At 69.9% G+C, this 23,545-nt stretch carries 13 protein-coding genes; 9 read left to right on the top strand and 4 right to left on the bottom strand.

The window, feature by feature from the left end:
• Nucleotide 1 precedes the first annotated feature (1 nt).
• The gene (locus U5817_RS00970; RefSeq protein WP_407279405.1) at nucleotides 2-1,417 is read right to left on the bottom strand and encodes a sensor histidine kinase; all 1,416 of its coding nucleotides are present in this window, start codon (nucleotides 1,415-1,417) and stop codon (nucleotides 2-4) included.
• A gap of 334 nt (nucleotides 1,418-1,751) precedes the next feature.
• Here U5817_RS00970 and U5817_RS00965 point away from each other — a divergent pair, with 334 nt between their 5' ends.
• The gene (locus tag U5817_RS00965; RefSeq protein ID WP_407279404.1) at nucleotides 1,752-3,296 is read left to right on the top strand and encodes an Ig-like domain-containing protein; all 1,545 of its coding nucleotides are present in this window, start codon (nucleotides 1,752-1,754) and stop codon (nucleotides 3,294-3,296) included.
• A gap of 17 nt (nucleotides 3,297-3,313) precedes the next feature.
• On the opposite strand, the gene recD is transcribed toward U5817_RS00965, so the two are convergent.
• From recD to recC, 3 genes are read right to left on the bottom strand one after another with little or no spacing between them, the layout of a single operon-like run.
• Complete coding sequence (gene recD / locus U5817_RS00960; RefSeq protein ID WP_407279403.1) at nucleotides 3,314-5,458, bottom strand: exodeoxyribonuclease V subunit alpha; 2,145 nt, start codon at nucleotides 5,456-5,458, stop codon at nucleotides 3,314-3,316.
• On the bottom strand, nucleotides 5,458-9,228 hold the full coding sequence (gene recB, locus U5817_RS00955) for an exodeoxyribonuclease V subunit beta (RefSeq protein ID WP_407279402.1): 3,771 nt from the start codon (nucleotides 9,226-9,228) through the stop codon (nucleotides 5,458-5,460). Before recB ends, recD begins: the two co-directional genes overlap by 1 nt.
• On the bottom strand, nucleotides 9,225-12,815 hold the full coding sequence (gene recC, locus U5817_RS00950) for an exodeoxyribonuclease V subunit gamma (protein WP_407279401.1): 3,591 nt from the start codon (nucleotides 12,813-12,815) through the stop codon (nucleotides 9,225-9,227). Before recC ends, recB begins: the two co-directional genes overlap by 4 nt.
• 161 nt (nucleotides 12,816-12,976) lie before the next feature.
• Between recC and U5817_RS00945 the strand changes: the two genes are divergently transcribed.
• The 8 genes from U5817_RS00945 (at nucleotide 12,977) to U5817_RS00910 (ending at nucleotide 23,539) form a co-directional block, all read left to right on the top strand.
• Nucleotides 12,977-13,234 carry a hypothetical protein gene (locus tag U5817_RS00945; protein ID WP_407279400.1) on the top strand — a complete coding sequence of 86 codons (258 nt, stop codon included), beginning with the start codon at nucleotides 12,977-12,979 and terminating at the stop codon, nucleotides 13,232-13,234.
• Nucleotides 13,235-13,341: 107 nt separating this feature from the next.
• Nucleotides 13,342-14,283 (top strand): SdiA-regulated domain-containing protein, encoded by a 942-nt coding sequence (locus tag U5817_RS00940; protein WP_407279399.1) that lies wholly within the window; start codon nucleotides 13,342-13,344, stop codon nucleotides 14,281-14,283.
• Nucleotides 14,284-14,421: 138 nt separating this feature from the next.
• The gene (locus U5817_RS00935) at nucleotides 14,422-16,008 is read left to right on the top strand and encodes a calcium-binding protein (RefSeq protein ID WP_407279398.1); all 1,587 of its coding nucleotides are present in this window, start codon (nucleotides 14,422-14,424) and stop codon (nucleotides 16,006-16,008) included.
• 266 nt (nucleotides 16,009-16,274) lie between these two features.
• Nucleotides 16,275-17,894: a calcium-binding protein gene (locus U5817_RS00930; RefSeq protein ID WP_407279397.1), complete on the top strand. Its 1,620-nt coding sequence runs from the start codon at nucleotides 16,275-16,277 to the stop codon at nucleotides 17,892-17,894.
• Nucleotides 17,895-17,993: 99 nt separating this feature from the next.
• A complete protein-coding gene (locus tag U5817_RS00925; RefSeq protein ID WP_407279396.1) occupies nucleotides 17,994-19,700 on the top strand; it encodes a type I secretion system permease/ATPase in 1,707 nt (568 codons plus the stop codon).
• Nucleotides 19,700-20,977: an HlyD family type I secretion periplasmic adaptor subunit gene (locus U5817_RS00920; RefSeq protein WP_407279395.1), complete on the top strand. Its 1,278-nt coding sequence runs from the start codon at nucleotides 19,700-19,702 to the stop codon at nucleotides 20,975-20,977. Before U5817_RS00925 ends, U5817_RS00920 begins: the two co-directional genes overlap by 1 nt.
• Nucleotides 20,978-21,163: 186 nt before the next feature.
• A complete protein-coding gene (locus U5817_RS00915) occupies nucleotides 21,164-22,267 on the top strand; it encodes a metal-dependent hydrolase (protein ID WP_407279394.1) in 1,104 nt (367 codons plus the stop codon).
• 168 nt (nucleotides 22,268-22,435) lie between these two features.
• Nucleotides 22,436-23,539 carry an AI-2E family transporter gene (locus tag U5817_RS00910; protein WP_407279393.1) on the top strand — a complete coding sequence of 368 codons (1,104 nt, stop codon included), beginning with the start codon at nucleotides 22,436-22,438 and terminating at the stop codon, nucleotides 23,537-23,539.
• Nucleotides 23,540-23,545: the final 6 nt, after the last annotated feature.

The following is a 23,545-nucleotide window of genomic DNA, read 5'->3' as shown; positions in this document are numbered from 1 at the left end:
CTTACTCCTGCTCCGCTACCTTGAATGTCAGACTCACGGTGGTTCCCGCCTGCTCCCTGCTCTCCAGCGCGACGCCGCCCCCGAATCGCTCCATTATCCGCTTTACCAGCACCAGACCGACACCCAACCCGTTGCGTTTCGTCGTGTGGAAGGGCTTGAAGGCCAGTTCCAGCTGCTTCTCCGACATCCCGCAGCCCGTGTCGGAAATCTTCACGGCGACGCGCCCGCGCGCGGGCACCTCGACAGCCACGCCGAGACGCCCGCCGCGCGGCATGGCTTCGATGGCATTGGACAGCACGCTGTTGAGCACCTGCTCGAGCAGCGGTCCGTTCGCATGCACCTCGACCGTCGGCGCCGCGTCGGGCGTCCAGTCGACTTCGATGCCGGCGCGGCGGATCTGCACCTCGTAGGTGGACAGCGCGTTTTCCAGGGCCATGTCGATCTTCACCGCCTCGCGTTCATCGCTGATCGGCTTGGAGAATTGAAGCAATTCTCGTACCCATTTTGAGAGACGATCGACCTGGGTGACGATGTCGTTGAGGTTCTTCGCGGTCGAGGGATCGCCGACCTCGAGCGCGACTTCGGCGCTGGAACGGATCGACGCGAGCGGGTTGCGCAGGCCGTGTGCGACCGCGGAAGACATCTCGCCGAGCGCGACGAGGGTCTTGTTCTCGACGATCTCGCGCTGCTGGTCGTCGATCTGGCGCGCGGCGCGGATGATGATCCAGCGCAGGCACACATACACCGCTGCGCCCGACAGCAGCGCGGCGAGCCAGATCAGCAGGTAGCCGCGCTTGAGGGAGTGGATGAGGTCGCGCGGCTCCTTGTAGATCTCGACGACCGAGGCCACCGTGCCGTCCCGGTCGAACAGCGGCACGTAGTTCTCTATATAGAAGTCCTCGGGATAGCGCACGAACTGCTGCTCGACCTTGCCGCCCGCGGTGCCCTTGAGATGGCCGCCGGCCATCGCGTCCCGGCGCTCGATGACCTCCGCCAGCTCGTGGTTGTCGGGCAGCATCTTGCCGATCAGCAGTGCATTGGACGACCACGTCACGTAGCCATCCGGCGCGAACACCGTCGCGAGCAGGGCCTCGGGCATGTTGCGCAGGTGATCGAAGAATTCCTGGCGCGCGCGCGCGAGGTTTTCCGGCTCGAGGCCAAGCTCCCCGGCGGACCGGCGCTCGTCGAGGATGGCGCCGAAGGACACGTTGGCGAGACCGAAACGCGCGTGACGCAGCTCGATCTCGGCGATCGACTGGATGAACTGTTTCGTCAGCAGGGCATCGCGCTTGATCGCTTCGGTGACGAAGAAGTTGGACAGGATCGCGCCCGAGACAATGGCCGCCCCACCCGTCACCAGCAGGCTGACGACGGAAAACCACCTGCGCAGGTTGAAAGGTTTCCGGCTCCCATCCATGACCGTGCGAACTCCTCGAGCGTGCGTGACGGGTCATATCCCCCGGTTACACTTCGTTGCAGTGTGCGCGCAATCGCTACCGGGGGCCGTGAACGACTTAACGTTACAAGATGTCGCCCGCCAAAGTGCATTCATGTGCCATTTTGGGCGAATCGATTTCCCCAATATGGGTGATATTCCCCACCCATTTTTCCCCGCGATTTCCCAGAAAACGAGCGGCAGATACATATATCCGGATACAACTTTACGACCTTGGCGGTATGGCACATGACTTGCGGAAGCCCGATGCGCGCGTAGTTCCCCATAAACATCGGAGTTTCCGAGGAGCCCTGTCATGAACCAACAATCCACGCGCCGGTCGCTGCCGGCCTCTCCGCTGAAACCGCTGGTCCGCACGCTCGCCCTCATATGCGCATTGGGCGCCCCGGTCGCCGCCTTCGCCCAGGCCGCCCCCATCCCCTTCGAGGTCGAAGGTGTCGTGCGGGGCATCTACAACCGCCCCGACGGCACGGGTGTTGAACTGACGATCTTCGGCCGCAGCTTCCTCGTGCCGCCGGGCGCGACGATCCACACGCCAACCAAGACCCTGAGCGCGGCCGAGCTTACGGACCCGACACGCTTCCCCGGCCTGTTCCGAGACGGTTTCGTGGGCGCGACTGCGATCCTGATGGGCGAGGTGACGCTCTCGCCCGACGGCGCGGTGGCGACACCGGTGATCAACGATGTCGCGATCGAACCCGCCGAGACGGTGCTGCTGGGGTCGCTGACGAAGAACGATGCCGGGGTGATGAGCCTGCTCGGCATACCGATGCTGGAGAGCAAGGATCCACGCCTGCTTTCCAAGGGCTACAAGAACGAGTACGGCTTCGCGGTCCAGCCGGCGTCGATCCCGGTCGGCACCTTCGCGGCGCTGGAGGGCTACTTCGGCGACGACGGCAACTTCTACCACTTCTCGCTGGAAGCGGCGGGCGGCACCCTGGTCGATCCGGCCGTACCCAAGACCAGCATCACGAAAGCGGGCTGCGTGCCCGGCTCGCGGCTGCAGGTACAGGGCGCGTCCTACCTGCCCGCGGCCGCGACGATCGAGTTCCGCAACCCGAAGACCAACTACCTGTACGGGTCGATGAGCACGACGGTGGACATCGAGGCGCCGGAGTTCGGCACCTATCGCTACAGCGTGATCGTGAACGAGGGCGAGGTCGATTCGGATGGCGCGTGCCCGTCGCAGGTGCTGGCGGTGAACCTGAGCAACCTGAGCCAGGCCACCGCGACCGTAGACGGCGTGACGGCGCCGCCGCCCCCGCCGCCGGCCGGAACGGTACCGGCCAGCGCGCCGGTCGCGACCGCCGACGCCGCGAACGTGTTCGTCGGCCTGGCGACCGAGGTGCACCTGCTTGCCAACGACACCGACGCGAACGGCAACATGGACAGCACGACCGTGCAGCTGCAGTTCCCGCTGCCCCCCGGGCTCGATGTGCAGAACCCGCAGACGGGCGACGTGCTCGTGACCGCAGCCGCGGCAGGCACCTACACCTTCGGCTACACGGTCGCCGATACGACCGGCCTGGTGTCGCCGGCGACCACCGTGACCATCACCGCGCAGCCGGTGGCGATGGATACCGTCGACCTGACCCGCAGCAACTACCGCGCGGATACGAGCCGGTGGGAAGTGCGCGGGGTGACGAACCAGGCGGGCGCGCAAATCACGGCCGTACTGGTGCGCACCAACGAAACGATCGCGACCGTGACCTCGGATGCCACCGGCGCGTGGCAGATCGACGTGCGCAGTTCGCCGGTACGCGCGGTCGCGGGTGATGTGGTGCGCGTGCAGTCGAGCGGCGGCGGCACGGACGAAGGGGCGGTGAATATCGTCCGCTGAGCCGCTTGTCCGCAGGCTCAGGAGGCGTTACGGGCGGCCATCAGGCCGCTCGCGCGCAGCACGCGCCGGTCGACCGCCTCGTCCAGCACGCGGTCGGATCCCGCCGTCGCCAGCGTCAGCCACCGGCGCGCGCGGGTGATGCCGGTGTACACGAGCTCGCGCGTGAGGACGGGGTTCAGCGCCTCGGGCAGCACCAGCGCGGCATGGGTGAATTCCGAGCCCTGCGACTTGTGCACGGTCATCGCAAACACCGTCTCGACCGCCTGCAGGCGGCTCGGCAGCACCCAGCGCACGCCATCGCTGCCGTCGCCCGCAGGGAAGGCCACGCGCAGGCCCCATTGCAGGTCGCCGTCCGGCGCGGGACGCGGCAATTCGAGGGTCACGCCGAGGTCGCCGTTCATGAGACCCAGGCCATAGTCGTTGCGCGTGACGAGCACCGGGCGGCCGGGATACCAGCCGTGGTCGGCCTCGATCAGGCCGGCCGCATGCAGCATGCGCGCGACTCGCTCGTTAAGCCCTGCGACACCCCACGGCCCGCGGCGCAGCGCGCACAGCAGCTGGAAGCGGCCCTGCGCGGCGAGCACCGCGCGCGCCCAACGCTCGAAGGCATCCTGGCCGGCCGTCAGCCCGGGTCGGCCGTCGTGCATCACCTGCAGATAATGGCCGAAACCCGCCGGCGGCGGGGGCGCATCCTTGCCGGCGAGCAGCCCGCCACCGGGGAAATTCTCCGCGCCGCCGTCGATCGCCAGGGCGCGCAGGTCCGCGTCACCGGCGAGCCGCAGGCGCGCGAGATCGACGCAGCGCTGCGCCCCCGATCCGTTCAACACGGCATGCATCGCCGCCCGGTCGCCGGCATTCACGGCCTCGGCCAGCCGCCCGATGCCGCTGTCGGCCGTGAAGCGGTGGCTCACGCGCAGCATCGCCACGGCCTGGTCGAGCGGCTCGCCCTGCGGGTCGACGAGGGCGTCGTCGAGGCGCGTGCCGGTCACGTCGGCGAGCCAGTCGCGCGTCGCCGGAGTGTAGTAGCCCTCACGCGCACGGGCGCACAGTTCGCCCAGCACCGCACCGGCCTCGACCGAGGCGAGCTGGTCCTTGTCGCCGAGCAGCACGAGACGGGCGCGCGCCGGGAGCGCGGCGAGCACCGCGGCCATCATCTCGAGGTCCACCATCGAGGCCTCGTCGACGACCAGCACGTCGAGCGCCAGCGGGTTTCGCGCATCGTGGCGGAAGTGGCGCGTGTCGGGGCGGCTGCCGAGCAGGCGGTGCAGCGTGCCGACGGCGACCGGGATCGCCGCGCGCACGGCTTCGCCTCCGGGCAGGCGCTCGAGGTCGAGCTGCGCGACCGCCCCGGCGATCGACTCGTTGAGCCGCGCCGCGGCCTTGCCGGTGGGCGCGGCGAGGCGGATGCGCAAGGGGCGGCCTTGCGGGCCGGCGAGCGCGAGGCTCTGCAGCAACGCGAGCAGGCGCACGACGGTGGTGGTCTTGCCGGTGCCGGGGCCGCCGGTGACGATGCCGAATGCGCTGCGCGCGACCAGCGCACAGGCGAGCTTCTGCCAGTCGACGGCGCGGCCCGCACGCGGCGGGAAGAGCGCGTCGAGGGCCTGGCGGAACGCCGCCGGATCGAGGTCCGCGGGCGGCGCGGCGAGGCGCGCGTCGATGCCTGCACGCACGTCACATTCGTATTGCCAGTAGCGGCGCAGGTAGAGGCGGGAGCCGACGAGGACGAGCGGGGTCGTGCCGGCACCGCCGGCGACCAGCAGCGGGTGCGCCATCGCGGCGCGCCAGCGTTCGAGCGTCACGCCCGTGAGCACCTCGTCGGGCAGCGGCGGCAGGTCGGTGTCGTCGTCCCCCTCGGGCGGCAGCGACAGCGCGAAGCGCGGGTCCGCGAGCGTCGCAGCAAGGTCCAGGCACACGTGACCGCGGCCGAGCTGATGGCTCGCGAGCGCTGCGGCCAGGAGCAGCAGCGGATCGGCATCGGGCGCCTCGTCGCGCAGGAATCCCGCGAACACGCGGTCGAGCGGGCGCAGCCAGCCACGCTCGGCCCAGCGGCGCAGCAGCGCGGGCACATCGCCGCGCGCCGCGGCGCCGCGATCGTCCGCGCCCGCGAACAGGTCGTCCATGAACTCCGCGCCGGGACGGCGGCCTTTGCTCGTGCGCGTCATCACCGCACCTCCCCGACCGCGGCCACCATGCCGAACTCCGCATCCAGCGCCTCGATCAGCGCGCGTGGCGGGCGCTCGGCATGCACGCCGCGGGTCGGCGCGTGGCTGCCGCGCAGGAAGAGGTACACCGCGCCGCCGACGTGGCGGTCGTAGTCATAGTCGGGCAGGCGCGACTTGAGCAGGCGGTGCAGCGCGAAGAGGTAGAGCACGTATTGCAGCTCGTAGCGCTTCGCGAGCACCGCGCCGCGCATCGCGGCGGGGGTGTAGGCCGCGTCGTCCGGCCCCAGCCAGTTGGATTTGTAGTCGGCCACGTAGTAGCGCCCCTGGTGTTCGAAGACGAGATCGATGAAGCCCTTGAGCATGCCGTTGAGCCGGCCCGGCGCGAGTTCCGGGCGCGGTGCGGTGCCGAGCGTGTGGGCACGCACGAGGGCGTCGAGGCGCACCAGGTCGGCGCGGTGGGTCTCGAACCAGAATTCCATCTCGGGCCGCGCCCCCGCGAGGTCGGCCAGCCGCGCGGAGTCGCCGCCGGGCAGCGGCAGCGGCGTCGCGATGAAGTCGAGCAGCCAGCGTGTCAGGGCCTCGGTCCACTGGCTCCAGCCGCGCACGGCGCAGCGGCGCGCGATCATGTCGCGGGCGCGCTCGGGCGCCGCGAGCACGCGGCCGAAGCCTTCGCGCGCGGCCCATTCGAGGAGCTCGTGCAGGAAGGTGCCGGGGCCGGGGCCGCGCGCGAAGCGGTGCAGGCGCTGGTCGCCCGCCGGCGCGGCGGGGCTGCCGGGGGCTTCGGCCAGGGTCTCGGCGAAGGTCTCTTCGGCCGGGGTTTCCGCCGCGGGGGGGACGGGTTCCGCGGTCGGCGCGGTGCCTGCCGCGATCACCTCGGCGGCGACGCCCTCCGCTTCCGCCGTGCGCAACGCCGAATAGCTCGCGATCCACCAGAATTCGCGCACCGCCCGGCGCGGTTCGCGCGCGGCGCCTATTTCGCTGCGGGCGACGCGCGGGGCGAAGCGCTCGCCCGCGGGCGCCGGCGCGGGTTCGACCGCGATGTGCGCGCAGTCGCCGCGCAGGGCGGCCAGCGCATCGGGCAGGGCATCCGTGGCGATCGACGCGCCGCCGGCGAGGAGATAGCCCAGGGCACTGAGTTCGAGCTTCTCCAGCGGCGCGACGCCGATCCAGGTCGCGTGGCGCGCGCGGGTGAGCGCGACGTAGAGCTTGCGCAGGTCCTCGCCGAGGCGCTCGCGGTCGGCCTGCGCGATGTCGTCGCCCTGCGGCTCCAGCACGAGCCGGAGGGCGCCTGCGGCCTCGTGCAGCTTGATCGGCAGGTCGTCGGGATCGACCTGGCGACAGGTGCAGGCGAAGGGCAGGAACACCAGCGGGTATTCGAGGCCCTTGGACTTGTGCACGGTAACGACCTGCACGAGGTCGGCATCGCTTTCGAGGCGCAGTTTCCTCGCATCGTCGCCGTTGCCGGCGTCGGCGCGCTGCTCGGCCAGATGCCGGATCAGCGCGTGCTCGCCGTCGAGCGCGACGCTCGCGTGCTGCAGCAGCTCCGCGAGATGCAGCAGGTCGGTGAGCGCCCGTTCGCCGTCGCTCCCCGCGCCCGTCCCACCCTCCTCGCCGCCGAGGAGGCGCCGCGGCACGCCGAAGTCGCCCAGCAGGCGCCGCAGCATCGGCAGCACGCCCTGGCGGCGCCACAGCTGGCGGTAGCTGCGGAACTGCAGCACACGCTCTTCCCATTCGAGTTCGTCGTGGCGCAGGCGGTCGAGCGCGGCCCAGTCCAGGCCCAGACAGGGCGTGGCGAGCGCCGCGCGCAGCAGGCCGTCGTCGTCCGGCTCGGCACAGGCCGCGAGCCACTGCTGCAGCTCGGCGGCCTGCGGACTGGCGAACACCGATTCCTGGTCGGAGAGATAGACGCTGCGCACCCCGCCCGCGGCGAGCGCGGCGCGCACGGCGCTGGCCTCGGTGCGGCTGTTCACGAGGATCGCGATATCCGCCGGGCGCAGCGCGGCGAGCGCATCGCCCCCGGTTTCGTCCCCCGCCCGCTCGAATCCCGCCCGCCCCTGCTGGCCGAGGTTCAGCAGGCGCACGATCGCCGCGGCGCAGCTCGCAGCCATGCGCGTGCGGAAGTCGGTGACACCGACCGCCTTGCCTGCCTCGCGCGGGTCGAGCGCCCAGCAGGTGAGCGCCGTGACCGGCTCGCCGTCGACGACGAGGCGCTCGCGCCGCCCGCGGGCCTCGACCTCCAGGAAGGGCACGGGGTTGTCGTCCTGCGCGCGGAACAGGAAGGCGCCCGCGCCGTCCGCGCGCGCCTCGGCCTGCGCGAAGCAGCGGTTCACCGCGGCGACCATCGCTGCGGTCGAGCGGTAGTTCGTGCCCAGCGTGAACAGGCGCCCGCCGACGTCGCGGCGCGCGCGCAGGTAGGTGAAGATGTCCGCGCCGCGGAAGGCGTAGATCGCCTGCTTGGGGTCGCCGATCAGCACCACGCCGGCTTCGGGCGCGTTGTCGGCGATGCGATAGACGCGGTCGAAGATGTCGTACTGGACCGGGTCGGTGTCCTGGAACTCGTCGATCAGCGCGACCGGGAACTGGCGGCGGATCACCTCGGCGAGGCGCGCGCCGTTGGGCTGGCGCAGCGCCGCGGCGAGGCGTGTGAGGAGGTCGTTGAAGCCCATCTGCGCGCGGCGCTGCTGCTCGGCGGCGAAGCGGCAGGCGACCCAGCGCGCGGCGAAGCGCAGCAGGTCGGCGCGGGCGTCGGGCAGCGCGGCAAGCGCCGCCTGCAGGCGCGGGATCTCATCGAAGGCGGGGTGCGCGGGCGGCTCGACGCCTTCCTTCCAGCCGTCGGCGATGCCTTCGGGCGTGAGGCGGTCCCAGCCGCTCTTCAACTCCGGCGTTTCGGCGGCCTCGTCGGCAGCCCAGCCGCGCAGCGCGTCGAGCCAGGGCTGGTAGTAGCGCTTCTGGATCTTGCGGCCATTCACCTGCTTCGCGGCGACCGCACCGTCCAGCAGGGTTTCCAGCTCGTCCGCCCAAGCCGTCCACGGCGCCTTGAGCGCCGCGAGCGCATGCGCCTTGTCGTCGCGCGCGACCGCGACCGCCTCGGCCGGCGCCGGCGCGTCGTCGAGTGCCTCGGCGTGCTCGACCAGCTTGCCGAGCTCGCCCTGCAGCGCCTCCGGCGTCGCCCACCAGCCGGCGATCTCCGCGACCGCGCGCTCGTCCAGCGGCACGAAGAAGCTGCGCCAGAAGTCGCGCACGACCTCGGCGAGCAGTTCGCGCTGGTCGGTCTCGAGCTGCTGGGTGAACAGGCTGTCGCTGTCGAAGGCGTGCTCGTTGAGCATGCGCTTGCACCAGCCGTGGATCGTCGACACTGCCGCCTCGTCCATCCATTCGGCGGCGAGCTGCAGCTTGCGCGCGCAGCCGGGCCAGCTTTCCGGCGGATAGTCGGCGCGCAGGTCGTGCAGGAAGTCCTTGCCCGGCTCGCTCGTGCCGACTTCCGCCGGGTCGGTGCGGAAATACCCCGCGGCCTCGGACAGGCGCGCGCGGATGCGGTCGCGCAGCTCCTTGGTCGCGGCGTCGGTGAAGGTCACGACGAGGATCTCGGGCGGCGTCAGCGCGCGCGCGAAGGCGGCCTCGCCACCGTGGCCGAGCACGAGGCGCACGTACAGGGCGGCGATCGTGAAGGTCTTGCCGGTGCCGGCGCTCGCCTCGATGAGGCGGCTGCCGTGCAGCGGAAAGGCGAGCGGGTCGAGTCTGCGGGCGTCGGTCGTCATGGTGGCATTCATGCCTCGTCTCCCTTGGCGAGGCCCAGCTTGTAGTCCTTGCTCGTGCCGATGCCGAAATACACCGGCAACAGCAGCGCGTCGGCAAGCCGCGCGAACTCGCCGCCCGCCCACAGCGCGTCGAAATCCGGCCAGGCGCGGGCGAGGTAGGGGCTGTCCTCGATCTCGCCGCGCCGCTTGAAGCCGTCGCCCTCGTAGGCGATCCGCGCGGCGCGGCCGGCGTCGCTGTCCTTCGGGGTATCGGCACGGCCACCGGCGTCCAGCCACGCGAAGGCGGTCTTCGCGGCGAGCGGCAGCGGGCGCCTGAGGCCCTCGTGCCAGGCCTCGAGCAGGCTGCGGAACCAGCCGCGTGCGGCCTCGACGTCGAGCGGGTCGAGCGGCGCATTGCCGACCTTGCCGACGACGAGGCTCGCCAGCGGCACGCCCGCGAGGTGGCCGGCGACGTGCGCGACCCAGTGGCGCAGCAGCTTGTCGCGGCGGTACTTCTTCTCCTTCGTGACCACCCCGCTGCGCTCCAGCACGAGCCGTCCGCGCGCGCCCTCGGCATTGCGGCGCAGGCCGCCGAGGCGGTCGGCGACCATGAGCCGCGTCGCTCCAGCGCCGTGTTCGAAGGCGATCTCCTCATCCGGCTCGATCGCCTCCGGCCACTCGACGAGCGCCTGCGCGTAGCGCGCGAAGAGGTCCTCCATCGGCTCGGCCAGCGCGGCCTGCATCAGCGCGGCGAAGTTGCCGGGCGCGAGTTCGCCGCGGCGCTCGATGCGCGCGAGCGCCCGCTCCAGCGCCGCCTCGCGCTCATCGCCGTGGTCCAGCGCGTCGAGCTGGGCCGCGATCAGCTCGTCCTGCAGCTGCCAGTTCTGCAGCGCATCGAGCGCGAAGGGCTCGTGGTCCTCGCTGGCCGGGTCGGGCAGCTCGAAATACACGCCCAGGCGTCGGCGCAGGAAGACTTTCGCGGGCTCCTTGAGAAAATCCGCTAGCTCGCGCAGCGTCAGCGGCTCGGTCTCGTCGAGCGGCGCCAGCGGCGCGGGCACGGCGGCCGGGACCTCCGCCGCGAGGCCATCGCGCCACTCGTGCGCATAGGTGAACAGCGGCGACTGGGAACCCGCGGCCGGGAAGTAGTCCGGGCTGAAAGGCTGCAGGCGGTGTTCGACGGTGAGCGCACGAAGGAGCCCCTCGCCGGCGTCCTCGCCACCCTCCCGCGCCAGCCGCCAGCCGGCCGCGAGGTGGTCGCGCAGTTGCCCGACCAGCACCGAGGGCGGACGCTCCGTGTTGTCGTGGATGCTGCGCCCGACCCAGCTCACGTGCAGGCGCTCGCGCGCGGAGAGCAGCGCCTCGAGGAACAGGTAGCGGTCGTCCTCGCGGCGCGAGCGGTCGCCGGGGCGGTAGTCGCGCCCCATCAGGTCGAAGTCCATCGGCACGCGCGTGCGCGGGTAGTCGCCATCGTTCATGCCCAGCAGGCACACGTGGCGGAAGGGGATCGCGCGCATCGGCATCAGAGTCGCGAAGGTCACCGCGCCGGCGAAGAAGCGCTGCGACAGGCCCGAGTCGTCCATCTGCGCGAGCCAGTGTTCGCGCACCACGGACAGCGGCAGCGCCTCGGCGAGCCCCGCCGCGGCGCAGGCGTCCTGCCACGCCTGCAGCGCCGATTCGAGCCGCTGCAGCGTATACGCGCCGTTGCTGTCGGCGGGGTCGAAGAAGTCCGCGAGCAGCCCGCGCAGGCGGACGCACCAGTCCTCGACCGCGGCCGTCTCGCGCAGTCCGCGCCACGCCGCGTCGAGACGCTCCAGCAGCGTCGCGAGCGGTCCGACCAGGCCCGCATCGAGGCCGCCGATCTCGTCGTAGGGCTCGATGCCCTGCCAGGCCTCGTCTGCACTCCCTGCATCCCCCGCGCCGCCCACCGCATAACCGAGCAGCATGCGACGCAGCCCGAACAGCCACGAGTTCTGCTCCGCCCCATCGGGCAGGCCGAGGCTCGCACGCTGCTCCGCGTGCAGGCCCCAGCGGATGTTCGCGCCGCGCACCCAGCGGTGCAGCAGCGGCAGTTCGTCCTCCGCGATGCCGAAGCGCGCACGCAGCGCCGGCACTTCGAGGAGATCGAGCACGTCGGAGACGGCCACGCGCGACTGCGGCAGGCCCAGCAGCTTCTCGACGGCATTGAGCAGCGGATCGTGGTGGCGCAGGCCCTGGTCGGCGACCGTGAAGGGGATGAAGCGCGGATCCTCGGCGTCGAGCAGGCCGAACACCGCCTGGATGTGCGGCGCGTAGGCGTCGATATCCGGCACCATCACGATCACGTCGCGCGGGCGCAGCGTCTCATCGGCGTTGAAGGCCGCCAGCAGCTGGTCATGCAGGATCTCGACCTCGCGCTGCGGGCCGTGCGCGACGTGGAAGCGGATCGAGGCATCCGTCGCGGGATCGACCACCGGCCAACGCGCGCGCGTCTCCGCGAGCGGGCGCAGGTCGCGGATGTCGTCCTGCAACTGGTGCAGCAGGCAGTCGTCACCGTGCGGCGCGAAGAGATCGATGCGCGTGCCGACCTCGGCGAAGCGGCGCGCGTAGCGCTCGCGGGCGTCGCCGGCGTCGTGCTCGTCGAGCAGGCCGATGAAATCCCGCCCCTGCTTGCCCCAGGCCGCGAGCAGCGGATGGGCGTGCAAGTGCAGTTCCTCCTCCGCCAGCACCGCCGGCATGCCGGCGCGGCGCGCATGGCGCGAGCTGCTCGCGCGCAGCAGCTCCTTGTCCGCGACGATGTCGGCCCAGTAGTGCTCGCAAGGGTTATGCACGCACAGCAGCACCTGGCTCCACTGCGCGATCGCCGCGAGCACCTCCAGCGTCTGCGCCGGCAGCGAGGAGATGCCGAAGACCATCACGCGCCGCGGCAGCGCGGGCGGGCGGGGCGCATCGCGCATCTCCGCGACGGCCGCGAGGAAGCGCGTATGCACGGCCGCACGGCCGCTGCCGGCGAAGTCCGGGCCGACATCCTCCAGCAGCGCGCGCCACAGCGCCGGCTGCCAGACCTGCGCTGCCGGCAGCGCCTCGCGCGCACCGCGCGCGGTGAGCAGCACGTCCTCACCCGCCGCCCAGGCCGCGAGCCAGTCGGCGCGGTACATCTGGTACTGGTCGAAGAGGTCGGCGAGGCGCTCGGCGAGCTGGTGGCGCTTGCGCAAGTCCTCGTCGTCCGCCAGGAAGCGCGCGAGCGGTGCGAACTCGTCACGCGCGAGCAACGCCGGCAGCAGGCGCATCAGGCGCCACACCAACAAGGGCTTGTCGAAGGGCGACACCTCCGGCACCGCATCGCGCCCGAGCACCGCGCGGTACGCCTGCCACACGAAACGCGAAGGCAGGAAGGCATCCAGCGCCGCGGCGATGCCGCAGCCCCCCGCCGTCTCGTCGGCCGCCAGTGCCATCTTCAGCCACTGCGCGATGCCGTTGCTCTGCACCAGGATCAGCTCGTTCTCCAGCGGCGCCAACGGATGGCGCTTCATCCACGCGACCAGCACGTCGCGCAGCGCCTCGGGGTGATTGCCGTGGATCACCATCAGCCCGCCCCTCAGGTCGCCGGTCAGCTCGCCCGCCACTTCGTCCTCACCGTCCATGCCTGTCCCGGTCTCCCCTTGCCGCACCGAATCCATTCGCCTCGCACTGTAGCGCCGGGCTGCGACAGAATGCGTCGCACCCCGCCGCCGTAGCCGCGCGCAGCCCAACACAGTAGCATGCGCCCCGCGCCGCCCCCACCACGACCACCCCGGAGTCATGCATGGTCCGCGAAATCGAATTCCAGCTCGTCAGATTCGCCCCCGACGTCATGGACCTGTGGGCCGACGTGCTGCGCGTCAATTATCCCCGCCTGCGCCTCACCGGCCGCCCCAGCTCGCCCTGGAAGGTGCACGAGGTCATCGCCACCCGCGCCCGCATCCTCGACTCGGGCGAGCTCGAACTCTTCGCCGAAACCGGCTCGGGCGACCCCGTCACGCTGCGCATCCCCGCGCGGGAATGGGGCTGGCGCTCGCACTGAGAGTTCCGCGAGAAGACAGCCCCCGGGCGGCGCGCCCGTCGACAAGCGACTGAAACATTGCCCTGCGATAGTGCGTCGTACATGCGTAACGACGAACAGGCAGGACGATGACGCCGGACTCCCGAACACTCGCGCTTCCCCTCACGACCCCCTGGCGGGGCGCGCTCGCCGCGGCAGCGCTGCTGGGCCTGGCGCTGGCCATGCAGCAGGCCGACGGCGGACTGCTGGACCGCGCCTTCGCCGCCGCGATCTCCGCCCTGAAGCCCGCCCGCGCCGAAGGCACGGCCAGCGCTCTGTCCGACCCCCGCGTGAACGTCGAGGCCTACCCCGTCGCCGGCGTCGCGCGCAACCTCTCGGGCCTCGCCTGGGACGCGCAGCGCGGCCACCTGTGGGCCGTCGTCAATGAACCGCCGCAACTGCTGGCGCTCGACCGCGACGGCGACGTGCTGGCGCGCCATCCCCTGCCCGGCTTCAACGACGTCGAAGGGGTCGCCGTGCTGGGCGACGGCCGCCTGCTGCTCGCCGAAGAGCGCCGCCAGTCCCTCGTCGTCGCCCCGATTCCGGCGGCGAGCGACGCGGTGCTGTCGCGCGACGGCCTGCCCGCACTCACGCTCGCACTGGGTGGCGGCGACAACGCCGGCATCGAGGGCGTCGCCTACGACCCGGCGCGCGACCGCCTGTTCGTCGTCAAGGAGCACTCGCCACGCAAGCTCTACGAGATCCGCGGCCTGCGCGCGAGCCTCGCCGGCCACCTCGAGGTCGAAGTGATCGACCGCGAGGACTGGATTCGCGACAAGTTCGTCGCTCGCGATTTCTCCTCGGTCGAATACGACCCGCGCACCGGCCACCTGATCCTGCTCAGCGACGCCTCCAAGCTCGCGCTCGAACTCGATGCCGACGGCCGCTACGTCGGCTACCAGGGCCTCGCCGCCGGATTCGCCGGCCTCGCCGGCAGCATCCCCCAAGCCGAAGGCGTCACGCTCGACGAGCGCGGCAACCTGTATGTCGTCAGCGAACCCAACCTTTTCTACGCCTTCCGCCCCGAATAGGCGGGGCATTTCCCCCAGCCAAGTCAAGGACTTGAGCCAGATCAATCCTACCCGTTTTGCAAATTAGCCGTTGCTTACAAAGCCTATACTGAAACAGATAAGCAGGCTTCCGACGCACCACTGCAAAAGGGGAAGAAAATGACAAAGTTCACCAACCTGAACAGCACGGCGGCTGTTCTTGATCCGGGCTTCACGTTTTCCGCCTACACGGATGAGCTGCTCTCCGCGATGCTGTCGATCGACCAGGCGGCCACCACCATGAATTTCCAGGATCCGATATCGATGACACCGCCCGGTATCGGCACGATGCACGCGGAGTGGGCCGACGGCACGCACCTGCAGTTCGGCATCACCGCGCTCGGCTCCAACTCGCTGACGATGGACGGCCTGCATCTCGGCGCGGGCGACGGCTCCTACTTCACGCTGTCGGGCGGAGGTCGTCTCGCCGTCAATAGCTCGGGCGAGCTCACCAGTTCGAACCTGCGCATGACGCGCATGATCTTCGGCAACGACCAGGTCGGCCAGATCCTCGCCGGCTCCGGGCGCATGAACCTCGACACCGGCGCCGTGTCCGGCAAGATCACCGCCATGACCTTCAGCTGGCTGGCTGACGATGTCGCCACGCCGGCCCTCGAATGGCAGTACGTGACGCTCAAGGGTAGCGTCAAGCTCACCGGCGACGCCTTCTCGTCCGACCTCGGCACCCTGACCGGCCGGTTCACCGCTTTCGAATGGGGCACGATGAGCACGGATGCCGACGGCAACCCGATCGCGTTCACCCCAACGACGAGCTTCAGCGGGCTGAAGATGGATGCCGCAAGCACGCTGAACGGCCTCGATTCCGGCGGCTTCAACTCGCTGATGGCAGGGCTGTATGCCGGCAGCGACGTAATCGACGGCACCGCCGGTGACGACTTCCTCGAAGCCTCGAGCGGCAACGACAAGGTCTTCGGCGAGGAAGGCGACGACCACATCGATGGCGGCGCCGGCAACGACCAGCTGTTCGGGGGCGCCGGCAACGACCACATCATCGGCGGCGCGGGCAACGACAGGATCGTCGATGACGCCGGCAACAACACCGTGATCGACACCGAAGGCAACGCGCGCGTCACCACCGGCGCCGGCGACGACGACATCATCACCGGCGCGGGCAATGACAAGATCGTCGCGGGCGACGGCGACAATGATGTGGACGCCGGTGCCGGCAACGACAACATCGCGACCGGCGCGGGCGCGGACTTCATCCTGGCGGGCAGCGGCAACGACAAGGTCGTCGCCGGCGATGGCGCCAACTGGGTCGAGGGCGGCGCGGGTAACGACGTGCTGCGCACCGGCGCGGGTGCCGACGTGATCTACGGCGGCGAGGGCGCCGACAAGATCAACGGCGGCGCGGGCCTCGACGTCTTCGTGTTCGACAACCTCGCGGTCGGCGGCAAGGACACCATCAAGGACTTCAATGCTGGCGAGGATTTCCTCGCCTTCGACACCAGCGTGTTCACCTCGCTGTCGGGCGGCATCGCAGCCGGCAACGTGGTGATCGGCGATCGGGCGACCGCCGCGCAGGCGGATGATTTCCTGATCTTCGATACACGCGGCGGCAAGCTGTACTACGATGCCGACGGTAGCGACACGGCTTTCGCCGCGGTACAGATCGCGGTCGTGAAGGGCTCGCTGACCGACCTGGATGCCGGCAATTTCATCGACGAGGCGACGCTGTTCGCCTAGCCGCCAGCCAAACCACCATGCCCGGAAGGCTGCCTGCGGGCAGCCTTTGATTTTCGGCCCCTCCACAAGGGCGAAAGGTTCTGCATGCCCACCCGAAGCGCGTGACGACGAGGTCGTGGGGTGGCCGATCTCGCCGCGCCGCGGAGCAACCAATTCTCGCCCTGCATAGTTTGAATATGGCGTTGACCTAACTCAAGAGCGCAGGCAATCCATTCGCGCTACCATGCAATCAATTTTTACATTTCCCCGCGCAGGAGCATCCTCACATGGCTTCGTTCAGCAACGTCAACAACACCCTTGCAACCATCGATGCCGGTTTCAGCTACGCGGACTACGCGGATACGCTCCTCGATGCCGCCGACTCTATGTCTTACGCGCTTGACACAGTGGCGTATGGCGAACCGATGTACTGGGACATGTATGGCAATGACGCCTGGATCGAATGGGCGGATGGAACGGCCATTTACGCGGGGTTCTCATCGGTCGGCACGAGCTCCGCGACGATTGATGAGTTGAACGTCTATGGGCCGTACACCCTAGGTATGGGTTGGGGGTGGCTAGCCGCCGAAGGCAGTGGGAAGGTCGAGTTCAACCAGAATGACGGAATCACCTCGGCTTCCGTCTTCACGCTGAAATCGGCGACGCTGGGCGGATACAGCGATGCATATGATGCGATGGGCGACCTGACTCTCAAAGGCTCCATGAAGCTGAATCTTGATACAGGAGGATTCAGCGGCAAGGCGACCTCGGTGACGATGAAATGGTCGAACGATAACCCCACCACGCCTGACGTTTGGGAATGGGACTACGTGACGCTGAAGGGAAGCATCAGCCTGGGCAGCGCTGGCCTCGATTTTTCCGGCATCTCGGGCAAGATCACGGGGATCGAATGGGGCACCGCACTGGAAGCCTACAGTGACGAGGACAACGTGCAGTTCGTGGCATCCGGCAGCGCCAGCGGCCTGAAGCTCGATGCCGCAAGCGCCATGAACGCCCTCGAGGCTGACGGCTTCGCCGGTCTTTCCGCGTCTATCTACTCCGGCAACGACACCATCACCGGCACCGCGGGCGACGACTACCTCGACGCATCGACCGGCAACGACAAGGTCAACGGCGGCGAAGGTGCCGACGAGATCTACGGCGGTGCCGGCAATGACCAGCTCACGGGCGGTGCGGGAAACGACTACATCGATGGCGGCGCCGGCAATGACAAGATCAGCGACGATTCCGGCAATAACACGATCGTCGACGAATCGGGGAATGCCCAGATCACCTTGGGCGCGGGCCACGACGACGTGTTCACCGGCGCCGGCAACGACAAGATCGCTGCCGGCGACGGCGTGAACTGGATCGAAGCCGGTGCCGGCAACGACAACATCACGAGCGGTTCCGGGGCGGACTTCATCTTTGCAGGCAGCGGTAACGACAAGGTCGTCGCCGGCGACGGCGACAACTGGATCGACGGCGGCGCGGGCAACGACACCATCACGACCGGCGCAGGTGCAGATCTGATCTACGGAGGCGAAGGCGCCGACAAGATCAGCGGCGGCGCGGGTATCGACGCCTTCGTGTTCGACAACCTCGCGATCGGCGGCAAGGACCTGATCAAGGACTTCAACGCGGCCGAGGACGTCTTCGCCTTCGACACCACGGTATTCGGGTCGCTCGCCGGCGGCATCACCTCGGAAAACGTGGTCATCGGCGCGAAGGCGGTTGCCCTCGCAACAGACGATTACCTCATCTTCGACACCCAGGGCGGCAAGCTGTATTACGATGCCGACGGCAGCGGTGGCAACTTCGCCGCCGTTCAGATCGCGGTCGTGAAAGGCTCGCTCACCGGCCTGGATGCCGACAACTTCATCCAGGAAGCCGCGCTGTTTGCCTGATCCGGTCCGTCCCGGCAATTGCGAAAGGCTGCCCCGGGGCAGCCTTTTTTATGCCAATATGTTCGATTCGCCGTACCGGCCTCAAACCGCCTCTCCGTGATGTCAGAAACCCGGCAGTTCGTCTCCGCCTTCCGCTCCATCTTCGTGAACGCAGGTGTGTTCAGTCTCGCGATCAACGTCGCGCTGCTCGCCCCCTCCCTCTACATGCTGCAGGTGTTCGACCGCGTGCTCGCCAGCCGCAGCGACGAAACCCTGCTGATGCTGAGCATCGCGACCGCCGGCGCGCTGCTGCTGGCGCTCGCCCTCGACTACCTGCGCGGCCTGCTGCTGCAGCGGGCCGGCGCGCTGCTCGACCGCACACTCGGCCGCCGCGTGCTCGTCGCGCTGATCCGCAACGCCTCGAACATCCAGCGCCGCGAGAACCTGCACGGACTGCGCGACGTCGCGACGCTGCGCGGCTTCCTCACCGGCAGCGGCATCATCTCGCTGTTCGACGCGCCCTGGGGCCTGATCTTCGTCGTCCTGATCTTCCTCTTCCACCCGCTGATGGGCACCGTCGCGCTCGCCGGCATGCTCGCGCTGCTCGTGCTCGCGCTGTTCAACGAGCGCATGAACCGCAAGAAGGTCGAGGCGGTGCAGGACCGCGCGCGCCGCGCCGGCCAATACATCGACAAGGGCATGGCCAATGCCGACGTGCTCAACTCCATGGGCATGACGGTGCCCTTCGTCGAGCGCTGGCACGCGCTCAACGACGAGGTGATCACCAGCTCGCTCGCCACCAGCGGGGCCATGAGCGGGGTCACCAGCCTGTCGCGCTTCGTGCGCCAGCTGATCCAGGTCGCAGTGATGGGCACCGGCGCATGGCTCGTGATCGACCAGCACGTCACGCCGGGCATCATGATCGCCTCGACGATCCTGCTGGGCCGCGCGCTCGCGCCGGTCGAGAGCGTCATCGGCAACTGGAACAACTTCGTGCTCGCACGCGCGGCATGGGGACGCATGAAACCCTTCATCGACGAGGACGAGGCCGCGGCGCCGACCACCCTGCCGGAGCCGCGCGGCGAGCTCTCCGTCGAGGCGGTGACGCTCGCCGGGCGCACGGCGATGCAGACCATCCTGCGCCAGGTGAGCTTCCAGCTCCCGGCCGGCCAGTCGCTCGCGATCGTCGGCCCCAGCGCCTCGGGCAAGTCCAGCCTCGCGCGCCTGCTCGCCGGCGTGTGGGCGCCCACCCACGGCACCGTGCGCGTCGACGGCGCGGACGTGCGCCAGCTCGTCGCCAGCGGCCACGGTCGCCACATCGGCTACCTGCCGCAGGACGTCGAGCTCTTCCCCGGCACCATCGCCGAGAACATCGCCCGCCTCGGCAGCGTCGACGCCGAGCGCGTGATCGCCGCCGCGCAGCGCGCGCAGGTGCACGAGCTGATCCTGCGCCTGCCCGAAGGCTACGACACCCGCATCGGCCAGAACGATTACATCCTGTCCGGTGGCCAGATGCAGCGCATCGGCCTCGCGCGCGCGCTGTACGACGAACCCGCGCTGGTGATCCTCGACGAGCCCAACGCCAACCTCGACGCCGACGGCGAGGCCAGCCTGGTGCGCTGCATCCGCCAGATCACGCACGAAGGCGTGACGGTGGTGATGGTCACGCACAAGCCCAGCCTGCTCGACTGCATCGACCGCGTGCTGGTGCTGCGCGAAGGCCGCGTCGAAGGCTACGGGCCGCGCGAGGAGCTGCTCGCGCGCATCGCGCCGCAGCGCGTCGCGCCCGTCGCTCCCGTCTCCCCCTCGCGCGCGCAGGAGGCATGATGATCGACCAGACGAAACGCCTCGTCCGCGTCGGCCAGCTCATCATCGCGATCGCGTTCGTGGGCCTGGGCACCTGGCTCGCGCTCGCGCCGCTGCAGGGCGCCGTCATCATGATGGCGCAGGCGAAGGTCGACGCCAACCGCAAGGCCGTGCAGCACAACGAAGGCGGCATCGTGAAGGAAATCCTGGTGCGCGACGGTGACATCGTCACCGCGGGCCAGCCGCTCATCGTGCTGCGCGACGCGCAGGCCGAGGCGCTGTACTCGGTCACGCACACCGCGCTCGACGCCGAACTCGCCCGCCATGCCCGCCTCGAAGCGGAGATGACCGGCAGCACCCCGAAGTTCCCGCAGGCGCTGCTGCAGCGCAAGGACGAGCCCGTCGCCGCCGAGATGATGCGCCGCGAGCAGGCCCTCTTCGAGGAACGCCGCCGCGCGCTCGCCGCACAGATCGCCCTGCTGGAGAACCAGGCGAAGAGCGTCGGCGACGAAGTCGAGGCGCTCAAGGCGCAGATGGAGGCCGAGCGCATGGGCGCGGCCGCCGCCGAGGAGGAGATGGCCAGCCTCACGTCGCTGAAGGACCAGAAGTTCGTCGCCAACACCCGGCTGCTGACGCAGAAGCGCGTGATCTCCGACTACCGCTCGCGCGAGGAGGAGCGCCGCTCCGAGATCGCCCACGCGCAGAGCCAGCGCGAGGAGCTGCGCCTGCGCGCGGTGACGCTGCGCAGCGACCTCGTGCGCCAGGCCGCCGAGGAGGCGAAGGCCAGCACCACGCGCATCATGGAACTGCAGGACCGCCTGCGCCCGGCCTCCGACCTGCTGCAGCGCCTCACCATCCGCGCCCCGGTCGGCGGGCGCGTGCTGAACCTCACCGTGCATACGGCGGGCGGCACCATCGCCCCGCGCGCGACGCTGATGGAGATCGTGCCCGACACCGGCCCGCTCGTCCTCGAGGGCCGCGTTCATGTCGACTCGATCAAGGAGCTGCACGTCGGGCAGGGCGCGGACATCCGCCTCACCGCGCTGCCGCAGCGCACGACGCCGCTGCTGCCGGGCAAGGTCAGCTACATCTCGCCGGATGCGCTCACGGTCGAGGACGGCGCGACCTTCTACCTCGTCCAGCTCGTCCCCGATGCCGCGGAGGCCGATTCGCCGCTGGCCGAGCTGCAGCCCGGCATGGCCGCCGAGGTGTTCATCCGCACCAAACCGCGCACGGCGCTCGAATACCTGCTCGAACCGGTCACCGACACGATGATGCGGGCCTTCCGCGAACGCTGAGCCTATCGACGGGGCAGTCGGAAAGGACACCGGCCGTTCCCCCTGAGCCTGTCGAAGGGCCCGGTTCAGCAGGGCTCCGACAGGCCTGTCCTGAGCCTGCCGAAGGGCTCGGCCCGAACGGCCATTGCCTGCCGGGCGATCGGTGCGGACAGGGAACGAAGCCCGCCCGATCGCCTCAAACGCCGCATGGACACACTCACCCACGCCCTTTCCGGCGCGATCGTCGGCCGCCTGCTCGCCGCACGGCGGCCCGCCGCCTCCACCGCGGCCGCAACTCCCTCCGCCCCCGCGACGCCCCTGCCGGTCTGGCAGACGGTGGCCGCCGGCGCGGCGGCCGCGACCTTTCCCGACCTCGACTTCGTCCTCGGCTACGTCTCCGAACTCGCCTACCTGCGCGGCCACCGCGGCGTCACCCACTCGCTCGTCCTGCTGCCGCTGTGGGGCCTGCTGCTCGCGTGGCTGTTCGGGCGCCTCGCACGGCGCAGCCGCCCCGGCACGGACTGGCGCGGCTTCTATGCCGTCGCCTGCGCCGGCATCCTGATCCACATCGCGGGCGACCTCATCACCCAGTTCGGCACGATGATCCTCGCCCCCTTCTCCGACCGGCGCTTCGGCTGGGGCACCACCTTCATCATCGACCTGGTGATCACCGGCAGCCTCGTCGCGGGCCTCGTCGCCAGCGCGCTGTGGCGCAGCAGCCGCATCCCGGCCGCGACGGCGCTCGTGCTCGTCGTCGCATGGATCGGCGTCGGGGCCGTGGGCCGCGGCGAGGCGATCGCCGCCGCGCGCGCCTGGGCGGCGGCAAACCAGGTGCCGATCATCGAGGTCGATGCCGCGCCGCGCCCGGCCTCGCCCTTCAACTGGACCGCGATCGTGTTCGACGGCGAGCAGTACCATTTCGCCCACCTCAACACGCGTCGCACGGAGGTGCTCACCGCCGGCCCCGAGGACAACTTCATCCGCCGCTTCTCCGCCCCCTACCGCCCGGTCGCACTGGCACAGTGGGAAACACGCCCGCGCTTCGGCAACGGCAACCTGCAGGGGTTCGCGCGCGAGGTGTGGGGCAAGGGCGATTTCGCCTTCTACCGCTGGTTCGCGATGTTCCCGGTGCTCGACCACGCGCAGCAGGACGCCTCCGGCAGCCTGTGTGCGGGCTTCCGCGACCTGCGCTTCGAGATCCCCGGCCGTGCCGAACTGCCGTTCATCTACGGCCTGTGCGGCACCCCCGGCGCCGACGGCTGGCGCTTGTACAAGGTCGCCGCGGAAGGACGGCGCTGGGTGATGCACTGATCGGGCCCCGCGGCGGAACAGGCCACGACGAGCTCATCGAGAACCGGACCGAAAGACTGGCGGCCGCTTGATCGCGCAACACGCAGAAGTCTTTCATCGTCACACGGAGTCACGCATGAAACGCATCCTGCCGTTCCTGACCACCAGGCGCGCCGTCGAGGCGGCGCGATGATCGACCAGGTCGCCGACAAGCTGGTGCGCCGCGTGATCCTCGGCTTCCTGCTCGGCGGGCTGCTGGTGCTCGCCTACGCCGTGCTGCAGCTATTCATCGTGCCGGTCGCGTGGGCGCTCATCATCGCCTACGCGACATGGCCGCTGTATCGGCGCCTGCGCCGGGCGCTCCGCCGCCCGACGCCCAGCGCATTGCTCATGACGCTGCTGCTGAGCGCGGCCTTCATCCTGCCTGCGCTGTGGCTGGGCGGACTGTTCCGTGGCGAGATCGGCACGGCCTACACCGCGGTGATCGAGCGGCTCACGCAGGGGCCGCTGAGCTTGCCCGAGGCGATCCGCACGCTGCCCTGGCTCGGCGGCTGGCTGCAGGAACAGCTCGACCTGATCGGCAACGACCCGGACGCGCTGCGAACGCAGCTCGCCGCCTGGGGCCGCGAGGGTGCCGACCAGCTCGTCGCCCTCGTCGGCGATGTCGGGCGCAATGCGGCGAAGCTCGGCTTCGCGCTGATCACGGTCTTCTTCCTGTACCGCGACGGCGAAAAGGTTCTGCAGCAGGTCCACAGCGTCCTGTCCCGTTTTCTCGGCAGCCGCATCGACGCCTACCTTGCCGCCGTCGGCGGCATGACCAAGGCGGTGGTGTGGGGGTTGATCGCCACCGCGCTGGCGCAGGGCTTCGTCGCCGGGCTGGGCTACTGGTGGGCGGGCCTGCAGGCCCCGGTGCTGCTCGGTGCGGTCACCGCGCTGATCGCGATGATCCCCTTCGGCGCACCCTTCGTGTGGGGGTCGATCGGCGTCTGGATGCTGGTCAACGGCGACATGGTCGGCGGCATCGGCCTGCTGCTATGGGGCGCGCTGGCGGTGAGCTGGGTCGACAACCTGGTGCGCCCGCTCGTGATCAGCAACGCGACGCGCATTCCCTTCCTGCTCGTGATGTTCGGCGTGCTGGGCGGCCTGGCGGCGTTCGGGCTGGTCGGGCTGTTCCTCGGCCCGGTCATTCTGGCGGTCGTGATGGCCGTGTGGCGCGAATGGATCGAGGAGTCCCGGCTCGAGGCTGCGGCGCCTAAAGCGGCCGACGCTTCGGCATCCGAAGGATCGCGCTGACGGCGG

It is taken from the genome of Aromatoleum evansii (genome assembly GCF_045689615.1).
GTDB lineage: Bacteria > Pseudomonadota > Gammaproteobacteria > Burkholderiales > Rhodocyclaceae > Aromatoleum > Aromatoleum evansii.
This window is presented reverse-complemented; position numbering and strand designations above follow the sequence as displayed.

Bases quoted from the DNA above. Each gene is read 5' to 3' on its own strand.
- U5817_RS00920 (WP_407279395.1), top strand. From the start codon at position 19,700: ATGATCGACCAGACGAAACGCCTCGTCCGCGTCGGCCAGCTCATCATC.
- recD (WP_407279403.1), bottom strand. From the start codon at position 5,458: ATGACGCGCACGAGCAAAGGCCGCCGTCCCGGCGCGGAGTTCATGGAC.
- U5817_RS00935 (WP_407279398.1), top strand. From the start codon at position 14,422: ATGACAAAGTTCACCAACCTGAACAGCACGGCGGCTGTTCTTGATCCG.
- recB (WP_407279402.1), bottom strand. From the start codon at position 9,228: ATGAATGCCACCATGACGACCGACGCCCGCAGACTCGACCCGCTCGCC.
- U5817_RS00930 (WP_407279397.1), top strand. From the start codon at position 16,275: ATGGCTTCGTTCAGCAACGTCAACAACACCCTTGCAACCATCGATGCC.
- U5817_RS00965 (WP_407279404.1), top strand. From the start codon at position 1,752: ATGAACCAACAATCCACGCGCCGGTCGCTGCCGGCCTCTCCGCTGAAA.
- U5817_RS00940 (WP_407279399.1), top strand. From the start codon at position 13,342: ATGACGCCGGACTCCCGAACACTCGCGCTTCCCCTCACGACCCCCTGG.
- U5817_RS00915 (WP_407279394.1), top strand. From the start codon at position 21,164: ATGGACACACTCACCCACGCCCTTTCCGGCGCGATCGTCGGCCGCCTG.
- U5817_RS00925 (WP_407279396.1), top strand. From the start codon at position 17,994: ATGTCAGAAACCCGGCAGTTCGTCTCCGCCTTCCGCTCCATCTTCGTG.
- U5817_RS00945 (WP_407279400.1), top strand. From the start codon at position 12,977: ATGGTCCGCGAAATCGAATTCCAGCTCGTCAGATTCGCCCCCGACGTC.
- U5817_RS00910 (WP_407279393.1), top strand. From the start codon at position 22,436: ATGATCGACCAGGTCGCCGACAAGCTGGTGCGCCGCGTGATCCTCGGC.
- recC (WP_407279401.1), bottom strand. From the start codon at position 12,815: ATGGACGGTGAGGACGAAGTGGCGGGCGAGCTGACCGGCGACCTGAGG.
- U5817_RS00970 (WP_407279405.1), bottom strand. From the start codon at position 1,417: ATGGATGGGAGCCGGAAACCTTTCAACCTGCGCAGGTGGTTTTCCGTC.